Below are 23,833 nucleotides of genomic sequence, written 5' to 3'. Positions count from 1 at the left end.
GCCGTTTAGGCTATTGCCACCGGTAAAAATAAAGCGCCGCCAACATCCTGGCGGCGCTTTTTAGTGTGAAAACGAAAACGCTATCAGCCCGCCTGCTGGGCCTGGTGCTCAAGCTCTTTGGTGACATCCGGGGTAAGCTTTAACGCTTGCGCCAGTTGATCCAACCAGGCGCGCTCCATGGGGTTCTGGTCATCAGTTACTGCGACACTCATTAAATACATTTCCCGGGCAGCCTGGGGCGAGTCCGCTTCGCGGGCAAGCGCTTCGGCATCCAATGGAGCCTTTAGCTGCCTTTCGACCCAGTTATGCATTTCCTGGTCGGCCCCTAGCGCATCGATCTGCTCCGTAATCAGCACCTGCTCCTGCTCATCAATATGCCCATCGGCGCGAGCTGCCATTATCATGGCCTGCAGCAGTTCAAGGCTACGCCGCTCCTGAACCTCACCGCTTAATACATCAACACGCTCGCCTTCTGCGTTACTGCTGGCGGCGGGTTGATTTTTAGCGGCCTGTGAATTCTGCCAGGCCTTCCAGGCCAGCATGCCAACCCCAGCAATGGCACCATACTTAAGCGCCTTACCGCCCATGCTCCGGCCACGTTTGGAACCGACCAGCATGCCCATGGCGCCACCGCCCAAAAGGCTTTTCATATCGAACCCGCTGGAACTTCCCGACTGGCTTGAGCGCTGATCACTACCGCCCCCGCCCAACTGACGAGACAAGCCCTCCAGCATGCCCTTCACATTGACTCCGCTGCTGCCTTTTTGGCTGCCGCCGGCCTGCTGCATAAGCTGTTGAAGAATTTTACTAGCGTTCATCCTTGTACTCCTTGGCTGACAGGCTGTATTGACAATATACGTACTGATAACGAATGCACTCATAGATCCTACTGAGTTTAGAGGACCTACGCCGGTATAACACCTTGCACTTGTACCGTGCTTCCCTGACGGCTGGCACGTACTTCTATACGAACCGGCATTTGCTCTTTGAGTTCGCTGACATGAGAAATAATTCCAATCATGCGCCCGCCCATTTGCAGCTCGCTCAGCATCGCAATGGCCTGGTCAAGGGCATCCTGGTCCAGACTGCCAAAACCTTCATCGATAAATAGCGTATCGAGCTGAATGCCACCGGCATACGCCTGCACCACGTCAGAGAGCCCCAATGCTAGCGCCAGCGCGGCCATAAACGATTCGCCACCCGAAAGCGTCGCGACGGGGCGATTTTTACCGGTATAGGTATCGGCAACATCCAGCTCCAGGCCGGACGCCTTATTTCCTTTGGAGGGGTCTTCACGGCGCACCAACTGATAACGCCCCCGGCTCATTCGCACCAGCCGCTCGGATGCCTGGATAAGCACATCATCCAACAGCACGCCAAGCACAAAGCGCTGCAGGCTAATGCGATGCCCGGTGCGCCCATTGGCGATCTCGCTCAGCGTTCCCCACAGCCGATACTCGGCTTCAAGCTCCGCCTCGGCGGCATGGGCGGCCTTGAGCTTTTGCTGAGTGGCGGTTAGCTGTGCAATCCGAGCCGCCAAGCGCTGGTAGGTTTGATTACAAACCTGCTCATGCGCCTGCGCGCTAGCCACTTGCTCCGCCAGAGCGGTTAAATCAGGCGGTGTTAGCCCCTCAAGGCGTGTCTGGCTATCCTCAAGCTGACCATCCAGCTTGGCCAGCGCCTGCTGAAAGAGGGTGACGGTTTCAATAAGCGCCTGGCGCTCGGGCGCTTCCAGACGGGCCTGAATGAAGTCAGCGTCGTTGTCGAAAGCGCTACTGCTTAGCGCCAGTTGCCATTCGTTTTGGGCCGCGCTTAGCGCCTGAGTCGCGGCGGCGGCGCGCTGGGCAATATCTGACAGTGTGGTTTCGGCGCGGGCCAGCGCCGTTTGTGCGTGATGAGCACTCTCCTGAGCAGATTGCCACGCCGCCTCAGACTGCTGAATGTCGCTTTGCACACGGCCAAGCTCTGCCTGCAGCGCCTCAAGTGACCCATGTGGCTCGGGCAACGCCCTGCGCAGTTGCTCACATTGGGCTTCCAGCTGATGACACCGCTTTTGGGCGGCCTCTAACTCAGGCTGTTGTGCCTTTATCTGGGTATCCAGCGCTTTCCATTCGCTGCGCTGTTGCTCAAGTGTGCGCTCCTGGGTTGCCAACTCTCGAGTAAGCACTTGATAGCGCTCAACATGTCGCTGGCTCTCCTGGCAAGCAGCCTCCAGTGCGCTTAATGGCTTGGCGCCCCACTCGCCCAGCGTGTGACGCAAGTACTCGCTCTGCTCATCGTTATACTTAAGCTGTTGGGTCAAACGCTGCTGCAACTGTTGAGCTTGCACCAGCGCTTGATGCGCCTGCTCATGCTCCGTGCGTGCGCGCTTCACATCGGCCTGGGTAACGGGGGGCTGCTCTTGTACGGCGGGTGCCGGGTGATCACAGCTGCCACACACCGGGCAGGGCTGCTGGGATTCCAGCCGAGCGGCGAGTAACGCGGCTTGGCCCTGGTGCCAGTGCATCTCTTGCTCGGTGGCGCGACGCTTATAGCGCTCAACCGTTTGCTGATGATGCTCAACATCGCTTGCCGCCTGAGCCACTTGCTCGGCCAATGCAGCGCGCTGGGATTCAAGCCCGGCCAGTGTTTGCCGCTGCGCATGCAGCGCTTGGCGGCTTTTTAACATTTCATCGCAGCCTGCAAGGTGATTGCGCTCTATCTGCTCTGCTTTCAGCCTGGCGGCAAGTGCCTCGCCCTGTTCAGCGATGGTGTCGCGCTGCTGCGTTTGTTGGTCAAGCTGCCGATACAGGCTTTGCCATGTTTGTTGCGCCTGGTGTAACGCCTGCTCCACACCAGTGAGCGCCTGAAATTGCTCCAACGCTTGCTGTAAACGGCCAGCCTGTTCACGGCGTTCCGGCAATTGCTGGTAGCGGGTTTGTGCCTGGTGTAACGCTTGCTGAGCGTGTTGATGCGTCGCCTGCTGTTTTTCAACAGCCGTTTGAGCCTGAACGCGCCCTTGCTGGGTAGCGCTTGCCGTTTGCTGCGCTGTTTGTACGCGGTGAAAGGGTTCGACCAGCGCCTGGGTTTGTTCATGGGCGCTTAGGCGCTGTTGGGCACGCTCTATTTCCGGCTGCTGGTGTAGCCGCTGGTTTTTTTCTGCGCCCAATGCCGTATGGCGGTCAAAAAGCGCCTGGCACTCCTGCCCCTGGCGCTCGGCAGCCTCTGCCTGTTCACGGTGCTGTTTAGCAATGGCTAACGCCTTTTCAGCAGCCTGATGCTCTGGCGCCAGCGCTTCCAGCGCCTCAATAAGCGCCGCTTCACTTTCAATGTCGCTTGCATCCAGAATGCCCTGGACACGGTGCTGGTGATCTTTCACCGCTCGGTCTATCTGGTTGGCCTGGGTGCGCAGATGCTCTTCAATGCGTTGAAAAATATGGGTTTGAAATAGCTGGGAAAAAATCTTTTCGCGATCTTTTGACTCCGCCAGCAACAGTTCGCGGAACTTGCCCTGGGGCAGCACCATCACCTGGCGGAACTGGCTGGCATCCAGCCCCAGCAGTGCCTGCACTTGGGCGGTAGCATCGTTAACGCTACGCGCGACGAGGCACTCATTTTCCTTGTCGTCAGCGGTTAGCCGCCACAGCTGGGCTTCTGCGTTTTGCGTTGTCGTCCCTTCGCCTCGCGCTTTAGGGCGCTCCTGCTGAGGCGCGCGGCGCACCCGGTAGTTTTCTCCGCGCAGGTAAAAATCCAGCGTTACTTCAGTTAGCAACGTATCGGCGGCCTGGTCGCAGCGCATCTGGGTGCCCGAGCGTTCTTCTCCGGTGGTCTGGCCATAAAGCGCGAAGCAGATGGCGTCCAGAATCGAGCTTTTCCCGGCGCCTGTCGGGCCGTTGATCAAAAACAGCGGGCTTCTACCCAGCTGAGAAAAGTTGATGGTCTCCTCGGCCGCAAAAGGGCCGAAGGCCTGCATGGTGAGTACGAGCGGCGTCATGACTGGCCCTCTTCATCGCGGCTGAGGGAGGTGATGACATCACTCATGGCGCGCGCCTGGTCAGCGCTCATGGCATCACCGCTGGTTTGTTCGAAGAAATCGCTGAACATATCCAGGGCATTAAAGCGCAGCCGTTCGCGATCCAGTTGCTGACGCTGTTGCCCACCCAGCATGCCGGGCTTTTCGAGGTGCAAAACGTTGGGGTAAACCGCGCGCAGCTTGCCCATGGGATCTAAAATAGCGTGGCGGTCGGTTAGCCGAACCAACAAGTAGTCATCGGCACAGAGGTCCTCGCGCCCTTGCCGCAACAGCTCATCAAGTTCGCCTTCCAGCACGCGCACTTCGCGCTTGGGCACCAGCGGGCGATGCTCAATGCCGGTCACTCCCTCGTTACCTATATCCACAAGCGTAACGCCTTTACGCTGCCGAGCTTCTGAAAAGCTGTATTTAAGCAGCGAGCCGCTGTAGCGAATATGTTCGCCACCGCGGTATTGCGGGCCATGCAAGTGCCCAAGCGCGACATAGTCAAAGCCCTGCATGGGCTCCCAGGCAACGCTTTCTGCACCGCCCAGGGTTAACGGGCGCTCGGAATCAGATGCGCTGCCGCCATCTACAAAGCAGTGGCTCATCAGTACCGTTGGGCGGGTAGCGTGGCGCTTCTCACCAATACGCGTTAGCAAGTAGCGGTGGGCGCTATCAAAGTCGCGGACCGGTTCACCGAACTGGCTGCGTACGTATTCCGGGTCAGCATAGGGCACGCCAAAAATATCGACCTCAACGCCGTTGATAGCAAGCGTAACGGGGGTATCGCAGGCGCTCAAATCAGAAAGAATGTGCAGCCCCGCCTGACGCAAATGGCGTGCGCCAAAGCCCAAGCGCTCGGCGCCGTCATGGTTGCCGGAAATAATAACCACTGGCAAACCACGCGCTTGGCAAAGCTCGCCCAGCACATCATCAAGCAACGTAACAGCCGCGGAAGGCGGCACCGAGCGGTCATAGATATCGCCCGCAATCAGCACAGCGTCTACGGCTTCGCGGTCGACGATCTCGATCAGCTGGTTTAGAACGTGGCGCTGGTCTTCAAGCAGTGAGATGTTGTGAAACAATCTCCCCAGGTGCCAATCGGCGGTGTGGAGTAGACGCATGGCAGGCTCAACGGCAGGTTAGGTGGTTGCATCATAACAACCTAACCTGACGGCGTTTAGCCTTTACTGGTGAGAAATACTTAAGGGCTCTTGGGCAATTGGCGTTTATGCTCGGTGCGGGTATAGGTGTCAATGATGGTGGTATACGCCTCATCGCTGATGGCATCGCCGACCAGGAAGGCATCAATATCCGCATAAGTCACGCCTAGCGCCACTTCATCCGCCAACAGGGGTTTGAGCGTTTCAAGATCAGCAGTGGGCTGCTTTTCAACCAACGCGGCGGGTGCGCCCAGCGCCGCACCGACGTCACGTACTTGGCGTTTGGTTAGCCCGGTGAGCGGCGCAACATCACAGGCGCCGTCGCCATATTTGGTGAAAAAACCCATTAGTGCTTCGGCGGCTTGATCCGTGCCGACCATCAGGCCACTTCGTGCTCCAGCCGCTGCGTATTGCGTCACCATACGCTGGCGCGCCTTGATATTGCCCAACACAAAGTCGCGGTGAGCGTCGTCTCTAAACGTTAGCCCGCCCTTTTCCAGTGCGGCCAGCAGGGCATCACTTGCCGGTTTAACGTTAACGGTCAGCACATGGTCGGGTTCAATAAACGACAGTGCCTTCTGCGCATCGTCTTCATCCTGCTGAGTACCATAAGGCAACCGCATCGCGTAAAAAGAGGCGTCGATGCCCTGCTCACGCGCCTTATTAACCGCTAACTGCGCCAAGCGGCCACCTACCGTGGAATCCACGCCGCCACTAATGCCCAATACAAGCGCATGCTGCCCTGTATCGATCATTTCGCGACACAAAAAATCAACGCGCTTATCAATCTCTTGCTGCGGGTCAATACGCGGCGTTACCTGCAAAACCGTTTGAATATGCGATTGGGTTGCCTGCTGATCTACCATCCTGGCCTCCTTGCGGTCGAACGTTGATCCATAGCGGATAGCGTTTTATTCAGGCTAGAGCAGAAATGTGTTTGGTTCTACTCATCTAATGGCGCGCTACCGTTCAATACATCACGGTGATATTGAGGAATGCACTCCAATGCATAGTGCGCGGCGGCTAGGCGAACGTCGTTACGATCACCGGAAAAGCGGCGTGTCTCGGTAATCATGTAAGTCTTCTGATCATGGCGAAAGGCCCAGGCAAAGCATACCGTACCGACGGGAATATCATCATGCGGTTCAGGGCCTGCAATCCCGGTATTGGCGACGGTTATAGTGGCATCGTTATTATTAAGTGCCCCTAACGCCATTTCTCGAGAGGTTTCTTCACTGGTAAGCCCATACGTATCAATCGTATCGAAGCTGACCGACAAATAACGATTTTTTGCCACCGGGGAATAAACCGCCAGCCCACAGTCAATGCACTGCCCGCTACCGGGCACACGGGCCAGCTCAGAGACAATCAGCCCTGCGGTGCATGATTCGGCAGTGGCCAATTTGAGTTTTTGCTGCTGTAGATAATCAGTAATTTGCTTAAGCAATTCCATTGCGTATCTCCTGACAAATCACAATCCCTGTCGTTTTATTCTTCCTCTTAAAAGGTAGCTGTTCTCGAAGAGGGCTGAAAAATCAGCCAGCAAGTTCATCATTTGTTAAAAAGCCCTTATCCATTGATAAGGGCTTAGCGCTGTTTCTTCCCTCCATCCGCGTAGGAGCTGTTCTGTAAGCGGTAGTCATGGCGCACCTCTACAATGACCAGGGCATTTGCCCTGGTCATGTGCTGAACTAGCCGGAAGGCTTTTTAACTAGAAGCTTTTTGAAAGCGTAATCGCACCGTACTTGTCCTGCTTTTCCTGGCCATCAAATTCACGTGTGCGCTGAACACCGGAAAAAACGGCTTGCCACCCATCCCAGGCAATGGCAAAACCAGCGGCCCCTTCTCCTACCCACTCTTTACGGTCAACCGAGTGACTGCTGGAAAACACGTTGCCATCCAGAGTGAGATTATGCGCGACGTAGTAGCCTTCGACATTAGCGAACACATACCACTGCCAGCCCGTTGTACTCGTCATGCGGCCACGGTTACTGGGGTTGGGGGTAAGCGTGGGGATACCGCTGGCATCATCACCCCAGCGAACGCCATAACCCGCACTGGCGTAGGTATTGAGATTGCCCAAGGCAACGCTGACACCGGGACCGTGAGCCAAGCGCTTACCGGCCAGAGGCACGTTATGCCACCACTGACGACGCATGGTTAGGTTAAGCAACGGCTCATCCTTTAACTGGTTATGCCAGCCACTTGGACGTTCGCTATTGGTAATACGGTGTACCTCACGCTGAATGCTGTCAGCAAGCGATGATGGGCCTACTAGGCCGGCCTCTATATGAAGATCAGTGGCTTGCTGCCAGCGTCCTACCGGAACATCTTCATAAAGTGACATACCCGCATAAACCAGGCCTGCATAGGGGCGGTCGTCCTCAATTAGCTCAGAGCGCTCGATATCATCCGGCGTATAAATCTGGTGCACCAATCGGAAAGCAACTGAATCTGCCTGGCCTATCAAACTATCCGGCAGCGCCGTAGCTAAACGCTGGGTCCAGTTTTCCGGGCTGGGCTTAAATGCCCAATTAAGCTCGAAGCCGCTGGTAAAGTGCCCATCGTCACTGCTCATTAGACCGTCATTTTCATGTGTCACAGAAATGACGTTGTTATCTGCATTCGCCAAGGCAGGGAGTAGACTCATTGCTGCTACAAAGGGAAGCAGGCGCCAAGCAGGCAGGCAGACGTTGTACATTGCTCATCCCTTGAGTGAGGGTTAAAACCAAAGTAGCGCTCTCGAAGAGCGCTAGCAAACATTGCTGATTGTATGTAAACATGCAAAAAGATAGCAAGGAAATATTATTCGCCAAACATCAATAACAACCCAGCACCCGTGGCGCAAGGCGCTGCCTCCCTGCTGTTCCAAAGGTGGGTAACAGTAGGCATAGCCAGTTCATATGCCCTCGCTGCGCGCACCATCCGTTGGCAGTACCTTGCTGTATGTCTTTAAAGAAATAGCCTAGCGGTCCCTTAACAGCCACTGCGGAGTAATTTCATGCTGGCCGTTTTCATCAGTGATAAACAGCGAGCCCTCACTCACCATAACCGCCCAGTTAATAGCGCGCGGGAGGTTCTGAGCAATCACTGCCAAGGCTTCTTGAGGCAAGGTCGCTACGTGAAGGTTTTTAAGCGTTGCCACGCCTGAAAGTACTTTGTTTTCCCATATATCGGTGCGCCCGTAGGCAAGCAGCGATACGCGCTCGGCGCGCCGTGAGCACCAGATTAGGCGTTCGGCATCCGGCAAGCCTACTTCAACCCAATGCAGCACCCGCCCATCCAGGCTCTTTTCCCATAGTGCGGGTTCGTCCACATCGGAAAGCCCGCGCCCAAATGCAATCGCCTCGCTGTACCACAATATATAAGCAATCAGCCGCGCACTCATCCGCTCTTCTGTTTCAGAGGGATGGCGTGCCACGGTAAAACGTAGCGTTTCATACACCCCACGATCCAGGTCGGTAAGGTTAATATCAACTTTGTAAGGCGTCGCACTAAGGGCCATCAGAATATCCAGCGATAAATTTTGGCTAGTTTACCTGATGCGCGGCCCGATAGGCGCTAGGCATTCCGATAATCAGCCGTTAGGGTGCTGTGTTTTAACGTATCGGCTTCGTGATGAGGCTCATGCCATTTTTCGTCGAGCGCTGCTTGATACCACGCCTGCATCGCTGGCAGCGTCAACAGGTGCTTTGCATAAGCGTTCGAAGCCTCGCTTAAAGGCAAGCCAAACGTTTGTACACGGAAAACGACAGGTGCGTAGAAGGCATCTACCGCCGTAAATTCGTCACCTGCCAGGTAAGGGCCACCAAAGCGTGAAAGGCCTTCTTGCCAGAGCCTATCCAATCGAGCGAGATCAGCTCTGAGCCCAGCAGAAACATCCTGAAGCGTGACGCGCACGCCGCAGTTCATGGGGCATTCGTTACGTAACGTGGAAAAGCCGCTATGCATTTCGGCGCTGGCCGAACGTGCCCAGGCACGTACTGTCACCTCTTTTGGCCATACCCGAGCATGCTGCTCGGCAATGTATTCAACAATGGCCAGCGAATCCCAGACGGCCGTCTCGCCATCCACCAGGCAAGGCACAAGCCCGGAAGGCGAAAAGCGAATAAACGTATCACGACTCGCCCCATTGCCACCCTCAAAGGCCATAACGTGTTCCTTAAAAGGAATATCAAGCGCCTTCATAAGCACCCAAGGCCGCAATGACCATGAAGAGTAGTTTTTGTTGGCAATGTAGAGATCAAACATGGTTACCCCTTTTTTTACGTCAAAAAAGCAAGGATGGCTACGCTAGTCGCATTATGTCGCCTTTCTTTATCCCATAAATTGCCTGTTTCATCGCCTAACAGATTCTTTTTTTACTTTATTTAAACCAAGGTCGTGTATGCAAGAAAATATCAAGCTGTACGATGTTACCGATAACATAGCCAGCAATTAGCACTATCATTGGGAGTACTCGCATGGATGAATGGACGCAAACGTTGTCCACAGGACCGTTGCTAGGCATTGCCGCCGTAGCGGTCTTGTCCCTTTTACTATTGATCATCAGATTCAAGATGCATGCGTTTGTGGCGCTGATGCTGGTGAGCTTACTGACAGCGCTCGCCACGCAGATTCCAGTCAATGCGATTGTTCCCACGATGGTGGATAGCTTTGGGGGAACGCTGGGCGCTGTTGCTCTACTGGTAGGGTTAGGGGCAATGCTTGGCAAGCTTGTTGAGCATTCAGGCGGTGCCAAAGCGCTTGCCGATAAAATGATTGATCTCTTCGGCGAAAAGCGAGCGCCTTTTGCCCTCGGTATCACGTCGCTGCTAATGGGCTTTCCGATATTTTTTGATGCCGGTTTGATCGTCATGCTACCGATCATTTTTGCCGTTTCGCGTCGTTTGGGTGGTCCTATCCTTCTTTATGCCATGCCTGCTGCCGCTGCCTTTTCGGTTATGCATGTTTTCCTGCCCCCTCACCCAGGCCCGGTTACCGCATCGGAGCTTTATGAGGCAAATTTAGGGTTATTGCTGCTTGCTGGCGTGGTGATTGCGTTCCCCCTTTGGTGGATATCAGGCTATATGTGGGGGAAAATTGTCGCAAAGCGCTATCCCTTCCCTCTCGCAGACTCCCTGTTCGGCGACGTCAGCGATGACCACGTTATCAACCCGCCTTCTGTCAGCGTTGTTATCAGCATGTTGTTGCTGCCGATTGTGCTGATTTTCATGAACACCGGCTTAAACTTTCTGCGCTCAATGGGCGTTGTGGATAGTGACGCGCAGTGGTTCCAACTGCTCTCAGCCGTTGGCAACACGCCGGTAGCGCTGCTTATTTCAACGTTGGTGGCAATGTTAGTACTAGGCCGCCGTCAAGGTATCGGAGGCAGTGCATTAGAAAAAATACTGGATTCTTCTCTGGGGCCGATTTGCTCGGTAGTACTGATCACAGGCGCCGGCGGTATGTTCGGTGGCGTACTCAGGGCATCCGGCATTGGCGATGCGCTATCAAGTTCGCTCAGCGATATTGGTTTACCGATCATCCTGGCGGCTTATGTTATTGCGGTGATTATGCGCTTGGCCCAAGGCTCGGCAACTGTCGCCCTGGTAACCGCCGCCGGGCTCATGGCCCCTGCCGTGATTGGCGGTGACTTTACATCCATGCAGGTAGTGGCGATTACTCTGGCAACAGCAGCGGGCTCTGTCTTTGCAGGGCATGTCAACGACTCGGGATTCTGGCTGGTTGGCCGCCTGTTAGGAATGGACGTCAAGACAACGCTCAAGACCTGGACCGTTCAGCAGGCGCTGCAATCTGTTGTGGGGTTTGTGTTCGCATCATTTATTTTTATGCTGTTTTGAACGGTTACGCTGCATAGAAAAACATCAACTAAAGAGCTTTCCAGGCGTTCCTAGCGTGCAGCCTGGAACAACGTATTTCCCCCAAGCGCCATCAATATGCCTGCGTTTAAGCGTTGAATAAGTGATGAGGAGTAGCTCAGCATAAAACGAGGGCGGCGCTTCCGCCACCCTTGAATAGAGCGCTATGGGCTTGTTGCCTGACTAAAAGCTGGCCTTACGCTTCTCTATAAATGCGCTCATGCCCTCTTTTTGTTCCTCACCGGCAAAGCAGAGTGCAAATAGGCTAGTCTCCAGGGCCAGTGCACTATCAAGGTCCTGGTCCATCCCGTCATGAACGGCCTGCTTGGCACCGCGTACCGACTGAGGGCCGTTGCCTTTTAACTGTTGGGTAAGCTCTGCTACATAGCTTTCAAGCTCTGCCTGAGGCATTACGCGATTCACCAGACCGATGCGTAGCGCTTCTTTCGCGTCTATCTTGCGCCCTGTCGTCACAAGATCAATCGCCATGGCTGGGCCTACGCGGCGTGGTAAGCGTTGCGTACCACCAAAGCCTGGGATGACACCCAACAAAACTTCAGGCTGGCCGAATACCGCGTTGTCGCTGGCTACTGCCCAGTCGCAGGCCAGTGCCAATTCGCAGCCGCCGCCAAGGCAAAACCCGTTCACAAGGGCGACCACCGGCACCGGAAGTGTTTCAAGTCGTTTAATGGTTCGTAACGCCTGGCTTGCAAAGGCGCGCGCTTCTTCCGGCGTTTTATCACGCATTTCGGTGATATCCGCTCCGGCAACAAACGACTTTTCACCGGCGCCAGTCAGTAATACGGCGCGCAGGTTTGGCTGATTCTCAAGCTCAGTCAGGTGGGTCTCTAGCGCGGAAAGTACATCGCTATTTAACGCATTCAACGCCTTGGGGCGGTTGATGGTCAGGCGGACGATACCCTCGTTATCGACCTTTTCAATAACTGATTCGCTCATATTGGCTCCTTCATTGTTATGGTGGCTTAACTGGCCTGCCTTGCAACCCTAGCGAACGCTTGGTTGGGGGGCAATCACTTCTTTTCTCGCCCGCCAGAAATACAATCGCCGCCTCCAGGGGCGGCGATTGTCACAATAGGGCGATTAGCCAACCTCAAAATCACTCAGGCATTGAATGCCTGCCTCAATTACCGCCCGCTGGGCACGCCCAACAGGGAGCCACTGGGTGATCACAAACTGTGCGCTTAGAAGTTTTGCCTTATAGAAGGGGTCTGTTGTGCCCTGCCCAATGGCCGCCTGCGCACTGAGTGCCGCCTGCCCCATTTGCCAGGCGCATAACACATGGCCTGCCAGGTTTAGCAACGGAGTCGCATAACCTTGTACGGCATCAGGCCCGTTTTCCGGGTCTTTGCCTTGCTCAAGTACCTGCTGCTTGGCAGCACGTAAATCCTCAAGCCCGGCATCCAGCGCCTGCCCCAAATGAGCCAACGCAGGTTCAGCCTTGAGACGTTCAACCGTGTCGGCTACTTCGTTTAGCAGGCTGGAAAATGCTTCGCCATTATCACGCTGTAACTTGCGTCCTGCTAAATCCAGCGCCTGAATGCCGTTAGTGCCTTCATAAATGGGTGCGATACGAGCATCACGCAGCAGCTGTGCCGCGCCGGTTTCTTCGATATATCCCATCCCGCCGTGCACCTGAATACCTAACGAGGCGATCTCTACCGCTTGATCCGTTGAGAAGCTTTTTACCACAGGAATCAGGATATCAACGCGAGCCTGAGCCGCCAGGCGTTCACTCTCGTTTTCAGCATGGCGGGCGGTGTCCAGCTGTGCTGCACAGTACAGTGCTAACGCACGCAGCGCATCGGTGCGTGCGCGCATGGAAAGCAGCATGCGCCGCACGTCGAGATGCTCACTAATGGGGCACTCTTTACCGCCTCGCGCTGCCGACAAACGACCCTGATGGCGCTCTTGTGCGTAGGCAAACGCGTGCTGGCAGGCGCGTTCGGCCACGCCGATCCCTTGGATACCCACTTTATGACGCGCCTCGTTCATCATGGTGAACATGTGATTCAGGCCGCGCCCTTCTTCACCCACCAGATAACCGATTGCCCCACCCTGCTCGCCAAAACTTAACGAACAAGTTGGTGAGCCGTGGATACCCAGCTTGTGCTCAATGGCGGTGCATAAAACGTCATTACGCTCGCCCAGGGTGCCGTCATCATTGACGAGAAATTGAGGCACCAGAAAAAGCGAGATGCCTTTATTACCCTCTGGCGCATCAGGTTTACGCGCCAGCACAAAATGGATGATATTTTCAGCGGCGTCGTGCTCACCCCAGGTAATATAGATTTTCTGGCCACTTATCCGGTAATGATCGCCTTCAGGTACTGCCTTGGTACGCACTTTAGAAAGATCCGACCCTGCCTGGGGCTCGGTCAGGTTCATGGTGCCTGTCCAGGTCCCTTCTACCAAATGGGGTAAATACGTCGCTTTCAGCGGCTCGCTGCCATGATGGGCCAATGCTTCAATGGCGCCAGCAGTTAACATGGGACAAAGCCCTAACGCCATATTGGCACCGTGGAGCATTTCCTGGACGGCACTGGCCACCACTTCAGGCAAGTTCTGCCCACCTAACGCTTCCGACACGCCGATGCCGTTCCAGCCGCCTTCTACATACGCCTGGTAGGCCGCCGCGAATCCATCAGGCGTCGTTACTCGCCCATCCGGATGATGTTTGGCGCCTTGATGATCACCGGTAGCATTTAGCGGCCCCCAAACGTCACCCGCAAGCTTGGCGGCCTCATCCAGCACCGCCTCAACAACGTCGGGTGTTGTCTCTGTAAAATTGGACAGCGTCAGCGAGTGATGCCCGAGCAGTTCTTCGAGCACAAAACGCAAATCGCGTACCGGCGCGACGTAGTGATTCATGGCAAAACCTCGATGTAGAAATAAAACAGTCGTTTGTTATAAACCGTTATATTCGATAGTAGTTTCCTGCCTATCGTTACACCATTAGCCCAACGTCTCACCTCTTTACGATACAGACCCGCTACCAAATTACTTACGCGTGCTTAACTGTTCGACATCGTCATAGTAGGCAATTCGGGTTTCTTCCTCGGCGGGCGGTCCGACTACAGGTTCCGCTACGTCCACGTTTGGCACTGCATCCGACAAATCTTCCAGATGCTCGTGCTCAAGCGCCCCTTGGACAAGCTCCTCGGTAATCACAAGCTCTGCCCCGGCCGCAGTCATGGGCGTCGTCGCGGTAAACGGCGCCACCGGCATCGGGGCGGGGCGCACGCTGCGCCGCCAGGCAAAAAAGAGCAGGAAGAACAGGCTGAGCCCGCCAAATGCCCAGAACAACCCGGCATCGCCCACGGCTGTCATAACGGGTGAAATCATCAGCGGGCTTAAGGTTGCCCCGATAGAGTTAATCAGCAAAAGTCCTTGGCTCATACGTACAAGCGCCCCGGCGGGCGCTCGGTCGGCAGCATGACTGACGGCCACGGGGTAGAACGCAAATACTCCACCGCCCAGCAAGAACAGCAGTACCGCCAGCAGCGGCGTGGAGAGCGGTAGCCAAAGAATTGCCGCCGATACCAGCACACAAAAACCACTGATCCCGATAAGTACCATTTGGCGGTCGTGACGGTCTGACCAGCGCCCAATCGGATACTGCAGCAGCATGGCCCCCAGCACCACTAGGGCCATCATCTGGCCGACCTGATTCACGCTCATTCCAATGCGCTGCAAATAAAGGGGCAGCAAGGTGTACGCCGCCGCGACCACCATGCCCGACCCCAAGCTACCCAGCACACCCGTTGGGGTTAACATGATTAATCGATAAGGAGGCAGTGGTTCGGCGTGCTCAATCAGAGGGGTAACACGCGGAATCATCGCCATTGGCAGCACAGAAAGCGACGCCAGCATGCCGATCACCATAAACGGTGCCGTCCCGCCCATGGCATTGGTGACGCCCAGCAATAGCTGACCAATGACACCGGCAGCGTAAAGCGAAATCATGTAGAGCGCCAACAGGCGGCCACGCACTTTTTGCTCGCCTGCCGTGAGCAGCCAGCTCTCAATGACCAGATAGACACCGACCGTTGCCCAGCCGCCAATCAAGCGCAATGCAAACCAGGCCCAAGGATCAAAAAAGAGCCCTTGAAGAAGCACCGTCACGGCAACCAGCGAGGCGAAACTGCCATAGGCGCGAATGTGCCCAATACGCAGCAACAACCGGTCGTTAAACAAGGCGCCCAAGGCCAGGCCAATAAAGTACGCTGACGAGACAATCCCGATCACCGTCGCAGACTCGCCTGCCGCATCCAGGCGTACCGTGATCAAGGTAGCCAAAAAGCCGTTGCCAATGCCTAAAATAAACAGGCCCAACAGAGGCGCAAACGCCATAGCCAGTAATTGCCGCGACATGAAAACCTCACCTTGCCAAACACGTTGTCAAAAAAAGCGGGCGTAGCTGTTTAAGAGCCGTTACCACCTTTTACACAACCACAGGCAAGAAACGGGCGCGCAATTATTGCCCTGGATAGCATAAAGTCAACGCTTTTTCATAGCCTGTTCGTATCGATTAGTGTTTTCTCAAAATAACCGTATCTTTTTCAGGAAATTCGACTGTTAGTTGATGCTGCGCGGCCCACCATTCAAAGGTTGCCTCACTGAAAAAACAGATATGGGTGGGGTCATTAATATAGTGCCAGTTGGCAAATGCTGCTTGAGTGGTCACTCGCTTGGTCATGATGCCCAGATAGCCACCAGGGAGTAGCTGAGCAACCAACTGCGCCAGCACCTTTCCGGGCATGGCTAAATGCTCAACGACTTCAGTCGCGGTGATAAAATCATAGGTGTTCTGCAAAACGGACATGTCGGGCGCATAGAAGATGTCGAACACCGTCATGGGGTGGCCAACTTCCTCGAACATCACAGACAACGTGGGGCCAGGCCCTGAACCAAAATCCAACCCGTTGGCACCTTTCGGCAGTTTGGCTAGCAACGGCGTGAACAAGCGCCCTAAAAATCGCCGGTATCCCATATCTTGCGGTGAATTTTGATGCTGGTCATACTCTGCTTTTTCATCCGCTACGCTTAAATGCTGCTCGGACGGCACAAACACCAGCCAACACGTGGCACACTGGTAATATTCACGACGATGATTTTGATGATAGAGCGAGACCTTAATTTCACCGCATAGCGGACAGCATTGCATCGTCGTATTCTCTGGTTTTCGGTTTTGCATTTAAGGAAAGAGGCATGCTCTCAGGCTTGGATCATCTTGTTGTTACTGTCACAGATATGGGTCGCGCGGTTGATTTTTACTCGCGTGTTCTCGGGCTAGACGTACGCTATCGTGATGCCCAACGGGTAGATTTAATGCTGGGCGATACCGCCCTACGACTCCATCAAACCGACACCGACATCGAGCCTATTTCTGCAACCCCTACGCCTGGCAGCCTGGATTTATGCCTACGCTGCCAATTGCCGCTGGATGAATTCAAACAGCATCTAGACGTGCTGGGCATTGAGGTTGAACTTGGCCCGGTGGCTCGCCAGGGCGCCAATGGCGCGATCGAGTCCGTTTATCTGCGCGACCCCGATGGTAACCTTTTGGAGATTTGCCGCCCGGCTCGCTAATGTTACCGCCAGTATCTTGCTGGTCAGTGACTAATGCTTAGCGGCGTCGTGCAAGGTATTATAGGGCGTTAAGAACCTTCGCTTTATTGTCTCATCCGTATTAAAGGTAAAAAGACATGCAAGATAACCGTCATGACTCGCCGATTGAAGGCGAAATTATTTCAGAACACTCCACCGCCGAGCCAAGCAAGCAGCACGACACCACAATGGCCATGGTGGTTTATGCGCTTTATCTGGCAAGCTTTGTTGTTGGCTTCACCTCGGTTGTCGGCGTCATCATTGCCTATGTCTATCAAGGCAAAGGCCCGGCCTGGCTGGACGAACACTACCGCTATCAGGTTCGCACCTTCTGGATTGGCTTGCTGTACGCAAGCATTAGCTTCCTGCTCACCTTTGTACTGATCGGCTTCCCGCTTTTATTTGCGCTGGCGGTTTGGTTTATCGTTCGCTGCGTTAAAGGGTTTAAAGGCTTACAAGATAAACGTGCTCCGAGTAATGTGGACAGCTGGTTAATCTAACGAATGACGGAACACGCAACGACATCAGACAAGCGACTCTCCCGAGCCACGGCGATTGCGTGGCTTTGGCGAAGGCTTTCGCGCTGGCCCCTGCCGCGCCTGTGGCGTTTTGCCTCCACGCTTGGCCCTCTCGTTTACTGCTTTAGCCGCCGTGAGCGAAACGTCACCGATATTAATCTTAAGGTGGTATACCCCGCGCTTGACCAGCGTAAGCGCAGGGCGCTCGCTAAACAGAGCCTTCGTCACTCCACCGCCACCATGATGGAGCTGGGCTATGCCTGGATGGCGGAGCCTGCCCGCGTTGAGGCGAGTATTATTGAAGTGCATGGCCGCGACAAGCTGGACAGCGCACGGTCGCAAGGCCAAGGCGTTATTGTTCTGGCGCCGCATTTTGGTAACTGGGAAGTGTTGAATTTCTGGCTTTCCAGCCATTTCCCTTTCACCGCTATGTACGAGCCTCCCAAAATAACCAACCTTGAGCCGATTATTCGCCATGGCCGCGAACGGATGGGCGCGCAGTTAGTGCCCACTAACCCACGGGGCGTTGCAGCACTGCTTAAAGCACTTAAGCGCAGCGAGGCCATTGGCATTCTGCCTGACCAGGAACCCGACTGGGGCAGCGGCGTCTTTGCGCCGTTTTATTCACGCGATGCGTATACCGCCACGCTACTCCCCAAACTGGTGGCGCGCACCCAGGCACGCGTTGTCACAGGCGTTGCCCTGCGCCTGCCTAGGCGCGGCTTTGCTATCCATTTTCTGGACGCCGACGAGCGGGTGTATAGCGCTGACGAAACAGTGTCTGCGAGCGGGGTTAATGCCAGTGTTGAAGCGTCAATTGCGCTGGAACCCGCCCAGTACCAGTGGGAATACAAGCGCTACCGCAAAGTCATCGAAGAGCAGCAGCAAAACCCCAACGCCAACGACTTCCGGCTTTATTAAGGTTTCTCTGAGTAGGTACTGATTTATCAGCACCTACTCATAGTCATGGCGTGCATAGACATCATCGAGCCTTTCGATATCGTCTTCCCCCAGATAGGCACCCGACTGAACCTCAATCAGCTCTAACGGGATTTTACCGGGGTTCTCTAAGCGGTGAAGTGTGCCAATCGGAATATAGGTCGATTGATTTTCACTGACTAAGAAGCTGCGCTCTCCCACTGTTACCTGTGCCGTTCCGCTTACCACGACCCAATGCTCGGCGCGATGATGGTGGCGTTGAAGGGAGAGTCGGCCGCCGGGTTTCACCGTAATATGCTTAACCTGGTAGCGCTCACCACTATCAATTGCTTGAAAGTCACCCCAGGGGCGATGTACCTGGGGCGCTGACTGAAGCTCGCGGCGCCCTTTACTGGCTAACACCGCGACTAATTGTTTTATGTGCTGGGCCTGGTCCCGATGCGCCACCAGCACGCTGTCAGAGGTTTCAATCACAAGCAAGTCGTTAACCCCCAGCGTGGTCACCAAGCGATGTTCGGCCATCACGAGTGAATTCGTAGTCGAGTGCAAAAGCGCATCACCTTGCACCACATTGCCCGCTTCATCCGCCGCGGCCATCTCCCAAAGCGCATCAAAACTGCCTACATCGCTCCACTGAGCATCAAGGGGGATGATGGCCGCAAAACGGCAGTGCTCCATGACGGCATAATCAATCGAATTGGCGGGGCAGCGCTGAAACGACGCTTCAGCGAGCCTTAGAAAATCCAGATCGCTGTGAGCGCCATCAACAGCGGCCCGGCAGGCAGACAGCATCTCGGGTTGAAGGTCCGCTAGCTGCTCAAGATATGTCGAAGCGCGTAACAAAAACATGCCGCTGTTCCAAAGCGTATCGCCTTGTTCAAGCAGTTGAGCGGCGCGCTCGGCATCCGGTTTTTCAATAAACGAGGCGAGCCGATAGCCCTTTTCCAATGCGTCACCACAGGCGATATAGCCGTATCCCGTTTCAGGATGCGTAGGCACAACGCCAAAGGTGACTAAATAGCCCTGCTCTGCCAAGGGCACGGCCCACTCGACACTTTGTTGAAAAGCGCTCACATCGCCAATGACATGATCCGCCGGCAAGACCAACAGCAGCGGATCGTCTCCTACGGCCCTGGCTAACAACGCCGCACAGGCAATCGCAGGCGCTGTGTTACGCCCTTCCGGCTCTAGCACAATACGCCCCGCCTGGTTCGCTTCACGCAGTTGCTCAGCCATAAGGAACCGGTGCGCCTGATGGCCCATAATAAACGGCGGTGTCGTACTTATCCCTTCCAGGCGATCCAGCGTTTGCTGAAGCAGGCTCTTCGACGAGGTTAAGCGCAAAAACTGTTTGGGCATTTGCTCGCGTGAAAGCGGCCACAGCCGTGTGCCGCTTCCCCCGCATAGAATCACCGGCTGAATCATAGTCTCGTCCTTGTAGGCAAAGTGTTACCGGCTGCCAAATGCTTCCCGTAACCAGTGGCGAAGCTGGCTCATTCGTGCGGCCTTTTCAGGATTATCCAATGACGGCAGCGTGCCCTCCACAAATCCATACGTGCGAAAAGGCGCCAATAACGCTGGGTCACCTCTACAGCGTAGTCGACAAACCAAGCGTAATGATCACGTATCCGCTCACTATCCTGCCAGACCACCTCCGGTGGGTCACTCGCGTGCTCCCAAGGCGCAAAAATAGCCCAGCGGCGCCTGCAAGCATCGCGCAAAATGCCCATATTTGGCCTACATTACCTACTAGCAAGTGAAAGATTGAGCGCAACAACGGCAGGTCTACATATACGTTAAGCGGGCGTCCAAATGCCGTGTAAGTGGCGGCATTACCCAGGTTGGCGACCATACGTTAGATGAACAGTGTGCATAAAGGATTTAGTGTACAAAATTTGTTCAAACATGCTGGTAGTGATGTTAGCTCACCCTGTTTTAGTCAGCCGTCGAAAGGAACTCGCCTATGCGCTGTACGACGTTGAAGAGCCCGGAGATCGGAAAGTGGATATTACTGCTTGGCTGCTTTACGGCATTGCCAGCCAGTGCCCACACAGATGACCATTTCAATGCGGTCATTGAGCAGGCTAAACAGCTTGCTGAACAGGCGTATCAAGCGCCTGAAGAATCACTACCCTCGGCCCTAAAAGAGATTGATTACGACACCTATCGACAAATCCGCTTTTCGCCCGACCAGGCCTACTGGCGTGATGAAAGCCCCTTCAATTTACAGTTATTTCATAGCGGATTTATTTTTCAAACGCCTATCACGCTGAATATCATTGAGGGCGATGACGTTACTCCGCTGCCCTTCTCCAGCGATGATTTTCAGTACGATGACAATGCTGAGGCGCTTCTTGAGCAGGATTTAACCGGCAGTGGCCATGCCGGATTTCGGCTGCACTATCCCCTCAACAATGACGATTACGCGGATGAGTTCGCGGTCTTTTTAGGCGCCAGCTATTTCCGTTTGGTGGGCCAGGACCAAACCTACGGATTATCAACGCGAGGATTAGCGGTCGACACAGCGTCATCTGAAAAGGAAGAGTTTCCAGCCTTTCGGGAGTTTTGGCTATATAAGCCAGGCGAAGATGCCGATGAAATCACGCTGCTCGCTCTGCTCGACAGTCCATCGTTAAGCGGTGCTTACCGAATAACACTGCGTCCTGGTGAGCAAACCAATGCCGAGGTAGAAGCCGAGCTATTTGCCCGTCACGATGTCGCCAAGCTAGGTATAGCCCCGCTTACCAGCATGTACACGTTTGGCGAGTCTAGCCATGAAAGGTTTGATGATTTTCGGCCGCAGGTACACGACTCTGACGGATTATTAATACATACAGGCGCTGATGAATGGATTTGGCGCCCGCTCAGTAACCCTCAAGAGACACATATTTCAAGCTTTGTGGATAACGCCCCCCACGGTTTTGGGCTGATGCAGCGTGAGCGCGACTTTAGCCGCTATTTGGATATGGAAGCGCATTACCATCAACGGCCCAGCCAATGGGTAGCGCCTATTGATGCATGGGGCGCAGGTCATGTTGAACTAGTAGAAATACCCACTCCGGATGAAACCCACGACAATATTGTTGCCTATTGGGTCGACGATGAGCCGCTTAACGCTGGGGACTCACGCCACCTTCATTATCATACCCACACACTCAATGATGCCCAGGACCACGACGTAGGCCGAGTCATTCGCACCCGTCATGGCAAGGCCACCATTGAGGGGAGCGCCAGTGAAGGCGCTACATTAGAGCGCCAGTTTGTTGTCGATTTTCAAGGCGGTGCGCTTGACGACATTGCCCCAGACCAACCCGTCAAGCTCGACATTAGAACCCAAACCGGCAACGTCACGCAGCCCCATGTTATGTCGCTCCCCGATAACATGTGGCGCGCCAGCTTTCGAGTTCCCCCGGGAAATGAGCCAACTGATATCCGCCTGCGTTTAATGCTCAATAACCAGCCCATTAGCGAAACCTGGAACTATGTGTGGTATCCCGATGCGTAAATCTATTGAACTTACCCCGTTGATTCCGTGGTTGGCCTTTCGTCGCGCACTGCTGGCCGTGCTCGTCATCAGTTCCAGCATTGCTGGCTGTGTGGCGATGTTCAAGGTTATTTCCTTTTTGGAAATAGGCTGGCAAATCACCATGTTGGTACTGTTTGCACTAACGTTTAGCTGGATCGCCTTGGCGTTTTGGGGCGCGGTGTTCGGTTTTATTGTGTGCGCCCTGCGGCTAGATCCCTTAAGCCTGCGTCGGCAAGTGCCGCTTTCGCCTAACGGCAATTTACTGGTGAGTAAAACAGCACTGGTCATGCCGATTTATGCAGAACCACCCATCCCCACTATTGCAGGCCTCGAAGCAACCTGTCGCTCGCTAATTGAGCAGGCACACACCTCCTCGAACCCTCCTGAGACACCCTTAAGCGAACACTTCGACGTCTTTATTCTGAGTGATACGCAGGACCTCGACAAAGCCCAAGAAGAGGCCGCCCACGTGGCAGCACTTCAGCAGCGCCTTGCCGGTCAACTGGCGGTTCACTACCGTCGTCGAGAGAACAACCATGAACGTAAGGCAGGTAATATTGCCGATTTTTGCTGCCGCTGGGGACGCCGCTACGACTATATGGTGGTTCTGGATGCGGATAGCCTGATGAGTGGCGAGACGCTGTTAACGCTAGTTCACCGCATGCAGCGCGAGCCCAGTGTCGGCTTGATTCAAACCGTGCCGATTCCGGTTGGCCAGCGCACGCTGTTTGGCCTTTTCACCCAGTTTGCCTCTGCACTTTACAGCCCGATGCTGGCCGCAGGCCAAAGCTTCTGGCAAGGCGATGCTGCCAACTACTGGGGGCATAACGCCATTGTGCGCACGCGTGCCTTTATGGCCAGTGCAGGCTTGCCTACCATTCCCGGCAAACCGCCACTTGGCGGAGAAATTCTTAGCCACGATTTCGTGGAGGCAGCCCTGTTAAAAAGAAGTGGCTGGCAGGTACTTCTTGATACCACGGCCACCACCGCCGTTTCACGTCATGACCCGTATGCCAGCGCCGCTCATAACAGCTTTGAGGCCATGCCCAGCAATATGCTCGACTTTGCCAAGCGTGATCGTCGTTGGCTGCAGGGAAATTTACAGCATCTACGTTTGCTAACGGGCGCGGGCTTTCATCCCATCAGTCGGCTACATTTTTTCTTCGGCGCCTTTGCCTATTTATCATCACTTGTGTGGCTCGCTCTGCTGGTGTGTACGAGTCTCCTGGTCGGCTACCAGGCGATTGATGAGCCGACAGAGCAAATGCTGCCCAAATCGTTATCTGTAGGGCTACTGACCATTACCTTGGGGATGCTGCTGGCACCCAAGTTTTTGGGGTTTTTACTGGCACTCGGACAGTGTCCTCATGCTTTTGGTGGCAGGCTTAAGCTATTCACCAGCATGGTATTGGAAATACTCTTTGCCGCGTTGATTGCACCCTTGATGATGGCATGGCACAGCCTATTTATTATCACTGTGCTGCTAGGGCGCTCTATTGAGTGGCAAACCCAACCCCGAGGCGAGCGCTCTTTACCTTGGGGAGAAGTGTGGCAGCATGCTGGCTGGATGACGCTATGTGGCCTTGCCTGGGCGGGAGCTGTCATGCTGTTTTCCGCCTCAGCCTTTGGATGGCTATCGCCGGTATGGCTAGGCCTGCTGTTGGCAGTCCCGATCATCAAGTACTCCAGTAGCAGCACGTGGGGCGGCGTTATCAATCAGCGCTTAGGGCTGCTACAAACGCCTAGCACGAGTTTGAGCCCATCTTTGCTGGATGAATTTAACACCCTTATGGCGCGCGACAGTTCGACCTTGCCTGCCATGGCCGATGGTTCTCTGTACGTTCTTAATGCGCTGCCTTCTGAATTGTCTGGCGAGATGCCGCCTCAGTCGCTAAACCAGTTTAGCGTCCACGCGCCGTCGTCCCCGGCTGCCCAGACGAAGGAGCCTCATTAATGCTTGGCCAGCTAGCACATCGGCTAAGCAGTTCGATGCTGGTTTAACGCAGCCTGTGGTTCGCCACAGGTGCAGATGGCCTGCCCTCGGGCGACCTGTATGCCTGCCGAGTGGATCATCCCCTACCGGCGCGTGCCCACAGCGGGTGATGGTATGTGACAGCTTTTCAAACGTTAATTTTCGACCTAACCTGCCAACAGCGCTGTGGTTTCAAGCACAGGAGCGCTATGGTTACAAAAACGTGTTTACT

At 54.8% G+C, this 23,833-nt stretch carries 19 protein-coding genes; 6 read left to right on the top strand and 13 right to left on the bottom strand.

Annotated features, from left to right (window positions below; all coding sequences use genetic code 11):
* Window positions 1-83 precede the first annotated feature (83 nt).
* The 8 genes from ACT3TY_RS13935 to ACT3TY_RS13900 all read right to left on the bottom strand — a co-directional run bounded on the left by ACT3TY_RS13935 (window position 84) and on the right by ACT3TY_RS13900 (window position 9,408).
* On the bottom strand, window positions 84-818 hold the full coding sequence (locus ACT3TY_RS13935) for a tellurite resistance TerB family protein (protein WP_444622261.1): 735 nt from the start codon (window positions 816-818) through the stop codon (window positions 84-86).
* 86 nt (window positions 819-904) lie between these two features.
* Window positions 905-3,973, bottom strand: coding sequence for an AAA family ATPase (locus ACT3TY_RS13930; RefSeq protein ID WP_444628632.1), 3,069 nt, complete (start codon window positions 3,971-3,973; stop codon window positions 905-907).
* Window positions 3,970-5,118 (bottom strand): exonuclease SbcCD subunit D, encoded by a 1,149-nt coding sequence (locus ACT3TY_RS13925; protein ID WP_444628631.1) that lies wholly within the window; start codon window positions 5,116-5,118, stop codon window positions 3,970-3,972. The genes ACT3TY_RS13930 and ACT3TY_RS13925 overlap by 4 nt, the downstream gene beginning before the upstream one ends.
* 80 nt (window positions 5,119-5,198) lie before the next feature.
* Window positions 5,199-6,023, bottom strand: coding sequence for an ammonia-dependent NAD(+) synthetase (gene nadE, locus ACT3TY_RS13920; RefSeq protein WP_444628630.1), 825 nt, complete (start codon window positions 6,021-6,023; stop codon window positions 5,199-5,201).
* Between the two features lie 77 nt (window positions 6,024-6,100).
* Window positions 6,101-6,610, bottom strand: coding sequence for a CinA family protein (locus tag ACT3TY_RS13915; protein ID WP_444628628.1), 510 nt, complete (start codon window positions 6,608-6,610; stop codon window positions 6,101-6,103).
* Between the two features lie 258 nt (window positions 6,611-6,868).
* Window positions 6,869-7,858: a lipid A deacylase LpxR family protein gene (locus ACT3TY_RS13910; protein WP_193054516.1), complete on the bottom strand. Its 990-nt coding sequence runs from the start codon at window positions 7,856-7,858 to the stop codon at window positions 6,869-6,871.
* A 264-nt stretch (window positions 7,859-8,122) separates the two neighbouring features.
* Entirely contained in the window at window positions 8,123-8,662 is a 540-nt protein-coding gene (locus ACT3TY_RS13905; RefSeq protein WP_193054515.1) for a YaeQ family protein, read from the bottom strand.
* Window positions 8,663-8,718: 56 nt separating this feature from the next.
* Window positions 8,719-9,408, bottom strand: a complete 690-nt coding sequence (locus tag ACT3TY_RS13900) for a glutathione S-transferase family protein (RefSeq protein WP_444628626.1) — start codon at window positions 9,406-9,408, stop codon at window positions 8,719-8,721.
* A gap of 212 nt (window positions 9,409-9,620) precedes the next feature.
* On the opposite strand from ACT3TY_RS13900, the gene ACT3TY_RS13895 reads away from it, so the two are divergent.
* The gene (locus ACT3TY_RS13895) at window positions 9,621-11,000 is read left to right on the top strand and encodes a GntP family permease (RefSeq protein WP_444628625.1); all 1,380 of its coding nucleotides are present in this window, start codon (window positions 9,621-9,623) and stop codon (window positions 10,998-11,000) included.
* 201 nt (window positions 11,001-11,201) lie between these two features.
* Here ACT3TY_RS13895 and ACT3TY_RS13890 read toward each other — a convergent pair whose 3' ends face one another.
* The 4 genes from ACT3TY_RS13890 to ACT3TY_RS13875 all read right to left on the bottom strand — a co-directional run bounded on the left by ACT3TY_RS13890 (window position 11,202) and on the right by ACT3TY_RS13875 (window position 16,203).
* Window positions 11,202-11,975, bottom strand: coding sequence for an enoyl-CoA hydratase-related protein (locus tag ACT3TY_RS13890; RefSeq protein ID WP_441679491.1), 774 nt, complete (start codon window positions 11,973-11,975; stop codon window positions 11,202-11,204).
* Between the two features lie 144 nt (window positions 11,976-12,119).
* Window positions 12,120-13,907, bottom strand: a complete 1,788-nt coding sequence (locus ACT3TY_RS13885; RefSeq protein WP_444628623.1) for an acyl-CoA dehydrogenase — start codon at window positions 13,905-13,907, stop codon at window positions 12,120-12,122.
* A 129-nt stretch (window positions 13,908-14,036) separates the two neighbouring features.
* Window positions 14,037-15,410 carry an MFS transporter gene (locus ACT3TY_RS13880; protein WP_441679493.1) on the bottom strand — a complete coding sequence of 458 codons (1,374 nt, stop codon included), beginning with the start codon at window positions 15,408-15,410 and terminating at the stop codon, window positions 14,037-14,039.
* A gap of 157 nt (window positions 15,411-15,567) precedes the next feature.
* Window positions 15,568-16,203, bottom strand: coding sequence for a class I SAM-dependent methyltransferase (locus tag ACT3TY_RS13875; RefSeq protein WP_193054507.1), 636 nt, complete (start codon window positions 16,201-16,203; stop codon window positions 15,568-15,570).
* Window positions 16,204-16,247: 44 nt separating this feature from the next.
* Here ACT3TY_RS13875 and ACT3TY_RS13870 point away from each other — a divergent pair, with 44 nt between their 5' ends.
* The 3 genes from ACT3TY_RS13870 to ACT3TY_RS13860 all read left to right on the top strand — a co-directional run bounded on the left by ACT3TY_RS13870 (window position 16,248) and on the right by ACT3TY_RS13860 (window position 18,085).
* The gene (locus ACT3TY_RS13870) at window positions 16,248-16,628 is read left to right on the top strand and encodes a VOC family protein (RefSeq protein WP_087109765.1); all 381 of its coding nucleotides are present in this window, start codon (window positions 16,248-16,250) and stop codon (window positions 16,626-16,628) included.
* A 116-nt stretch (window positions 16,629-16,744) separates the two neighbouring features.
* Window positions 16,745-17,146, top strand: coding sequence for a DUF4870 family protein (locus tag ACT3TY_RS13865; protein WP_193054506.1), 402 nt, complete (start codon window positions 16,745-16,747; stop codon window positions 17,144-17,146).
* A 3-nt stretch (window positions 17,147-17,149) separates the two neighbouring features.
* Window positions 17,150-18,085, top strand: a complete 936-nt coding sequence (locus ACT3TY_RS13860; protein ID WP_444628621.1) for a lysophospholipid acyltransferase family protein — start codon at window positions 17,150-17,152, stop codon at window positions 18,083-18,085.
* Window positions 18,086-18,118: 33 nt separating this feature from the next.
* On the opposite strand, the gene ACT3TY_RS13855 is transcribed toward ACT3TY_RS13860, so the two are convergent.
* Complete coding sequence (locus tag ACT3TY_RS13855; RefSeq protein WP_444628620.1) at window positions 18,119-19,528, bottom strand: mannose-1-phosphate guanylyltransferase/mannose-6-phosphate isomerase; 1,410 nt, start codon at window positions 19,526-19,528, stop codon at window positions 18,119-18,121.
* 538 nt (window positions 19,529-20,066) lie between these two features.
* On the opposite strand from ACT3TY_RS13855, the gene ACT3TY_RS13850 reads away from it, so the two are divergent.
* Together ACT3TY_RS13850 and mdoH are read left to right on the top strand one after the other, a co-directional pair.
* Entirely contained in the window at window positions 20,067-21,608 is a 1,542-nt protein-coding gene (locus ACT3TY_RS13850; protein ID WP_444628618.1) for a glucan biosynthesis protein, read from the top strand.
* Entirely contained in the window at window positions 21,601-23,583 is a 1,983-nt protein-coding gene (gene mdoH, locus ACT3TY_RS13845; RefSeq protein WP_444628617.1) for a glucans biosynthesis glucosyltransferase MdoH, read from the top strand. The genes ACT3TY_RS13850 and mdoH overlap by 8 nt, the downstream gene beginning before the upstream one ends.
* The last annotated feature ends 250 nt before the right edge of the window (window positions 23,584-23,833 follow it).

Source organism: Halomonas sp. AOP22-C1-8 (genome assembly GCF_052378905.1).
Taxonomy (GTDB): domain Bacteria; phylum Pseudomonadota; class Gammaproteobacteria; order Pseudomonadales; family Halomonadaceae; genus Vreelandella; species Vreelandella citrativorans.
The sequence above is the reverse complement of the archived record's forward strand: the minus strand, read 5'-3'. Positions and strand labels throughout refer to the sequence as shown.

Coding starts and splice junctions, on each gene's coding strand:
- ACT3TY_RS13850 (WP_444628618.1), top strand. CDS start 20,067: ATGCGCTGTACGACGTTGAAGAGCCCGGAGATCGGAAAGTGGATATTA.
- ACT3TY_RS13865 (WP_193054506.1), top strand. CDS start 16,745: ATGCAAGATAACCGTCATGACTCGCCGATTGAAGGCGAAATTATTTCA.
- ACT3TY_RS13895 (WP_444628625.1), top strand. CDS start 9,621: ATGGATGAATGGACGCAAACGTTGTCCACAGGACCGTTGCTAGGCATT.
- nadE (WP_444628630.1), bottom strand. CDS start 6,023: ATGGTAGATCAGCAGGCAACCCAATCGCATATTCAAACGGTTTTGCAG.
- ACT3TY_RS13880 (WP_441679493.1), bottom strand. CDS start 15,410: ATGTCGCGGCAATTACTGGCTATGGCGTTTGCGCCTCTGTTGGGCCTG.
- ACT3TY_RS13860 (WP_444628621.1), top strand. CDS start 17,150: ATGACGGAACACGCAACGACATCAGACAAGCGACTCTCCCGAGCCACG.
- ACT3TY_RS13935 (WP_444622261.1), bottom strand. CDS start 818: ATGAACGCTAGTAAAATTCTTCAACAGCTTATGCAGCAGGCCGGCGGC.
- ACT3TY_RS13915 (WP_444628628.1), bottom strand. CDS start 6,610: ATGGAATTGCTTAAGCAAATTACTGATTATCTACAGCAGCAAAAACTC.
- ACT3TY_RS13910 (WP_193054516.1), bottom strand. CDS start 7,858: ATGTACAACGTCTGCCTGCCTGCTTGGCGCCTGCTTCCCTTTGTAGCA.
- ACT3TY_RS13855 (WP_444628620.1), bottom strand. CDS start 19,528: ATGATTCAGCCGGTGATTCTATGCGGGGGAAGCGGCACACGGCTGTGG.
- ACT3TY_RS13930 (WP_444628632.1), bottom strand. CDS start 3,973: ATGACGCCGCTCGTACTCACCATGCAGGCCTTCGGCCCTTTTGCGGCC.
- ACT3TY_RS13870 (WP_087109765.1), top strand. CDS start 16,248: ATGCTCTCAGGCTTGGATCATCTTGTTGTTACTGTCACAGATATGGGT.
- ACT3TY_RS13885 (WP_444628623.1), bottom strand. CDS start 13,907: ATGAATCACTACGTCGCGCCGGTACGCGATTTGCGTTTTGTGCTCGAA.
- ACT3TY_RS13890 (WP_441679491.1), bottom strand. CDS start 11,975: ATGAGCGAATCAGTTATTGAAAAGGTCGATAACGAGGGTATCGTCCGC.
- ACT3TY_RS13900 (WP_444628626.1), bottom strand. CDS start 9,408: ATGTTTGATCTCTACATTGCCAACAAAAACTACTCTTCATGGTCATTG.
- mdoH (WP_444628617.1), top strand. CDS start 21,601: ATGCGTAAATCTATTGAACTTACCCCGTTGATTCCGTGGTTGGCCTTT.
- ACT3TY_RS13905 (WP_193054515.1), bottom strand. CDS start 8,662: ATGGCCCTTAGTGCGACGCCTTACAAAGTTGATATTAACCTTACCGAC.
- ACT3TY_RS13875 (WP_193054507.1), bottom strand. CDS start 16,203: ATGCAATGCTGTCCGCTATGCGGTGAAATTAAGGTCTCGCTCTATCAT.
- ACT3TY_RS13925 (WP_444628631.1), bottom strand. CDS start 5,118: ATGCGTCTACTCCACACCGCCGATTGGCACCTGGGGAGATTGTTTCAC.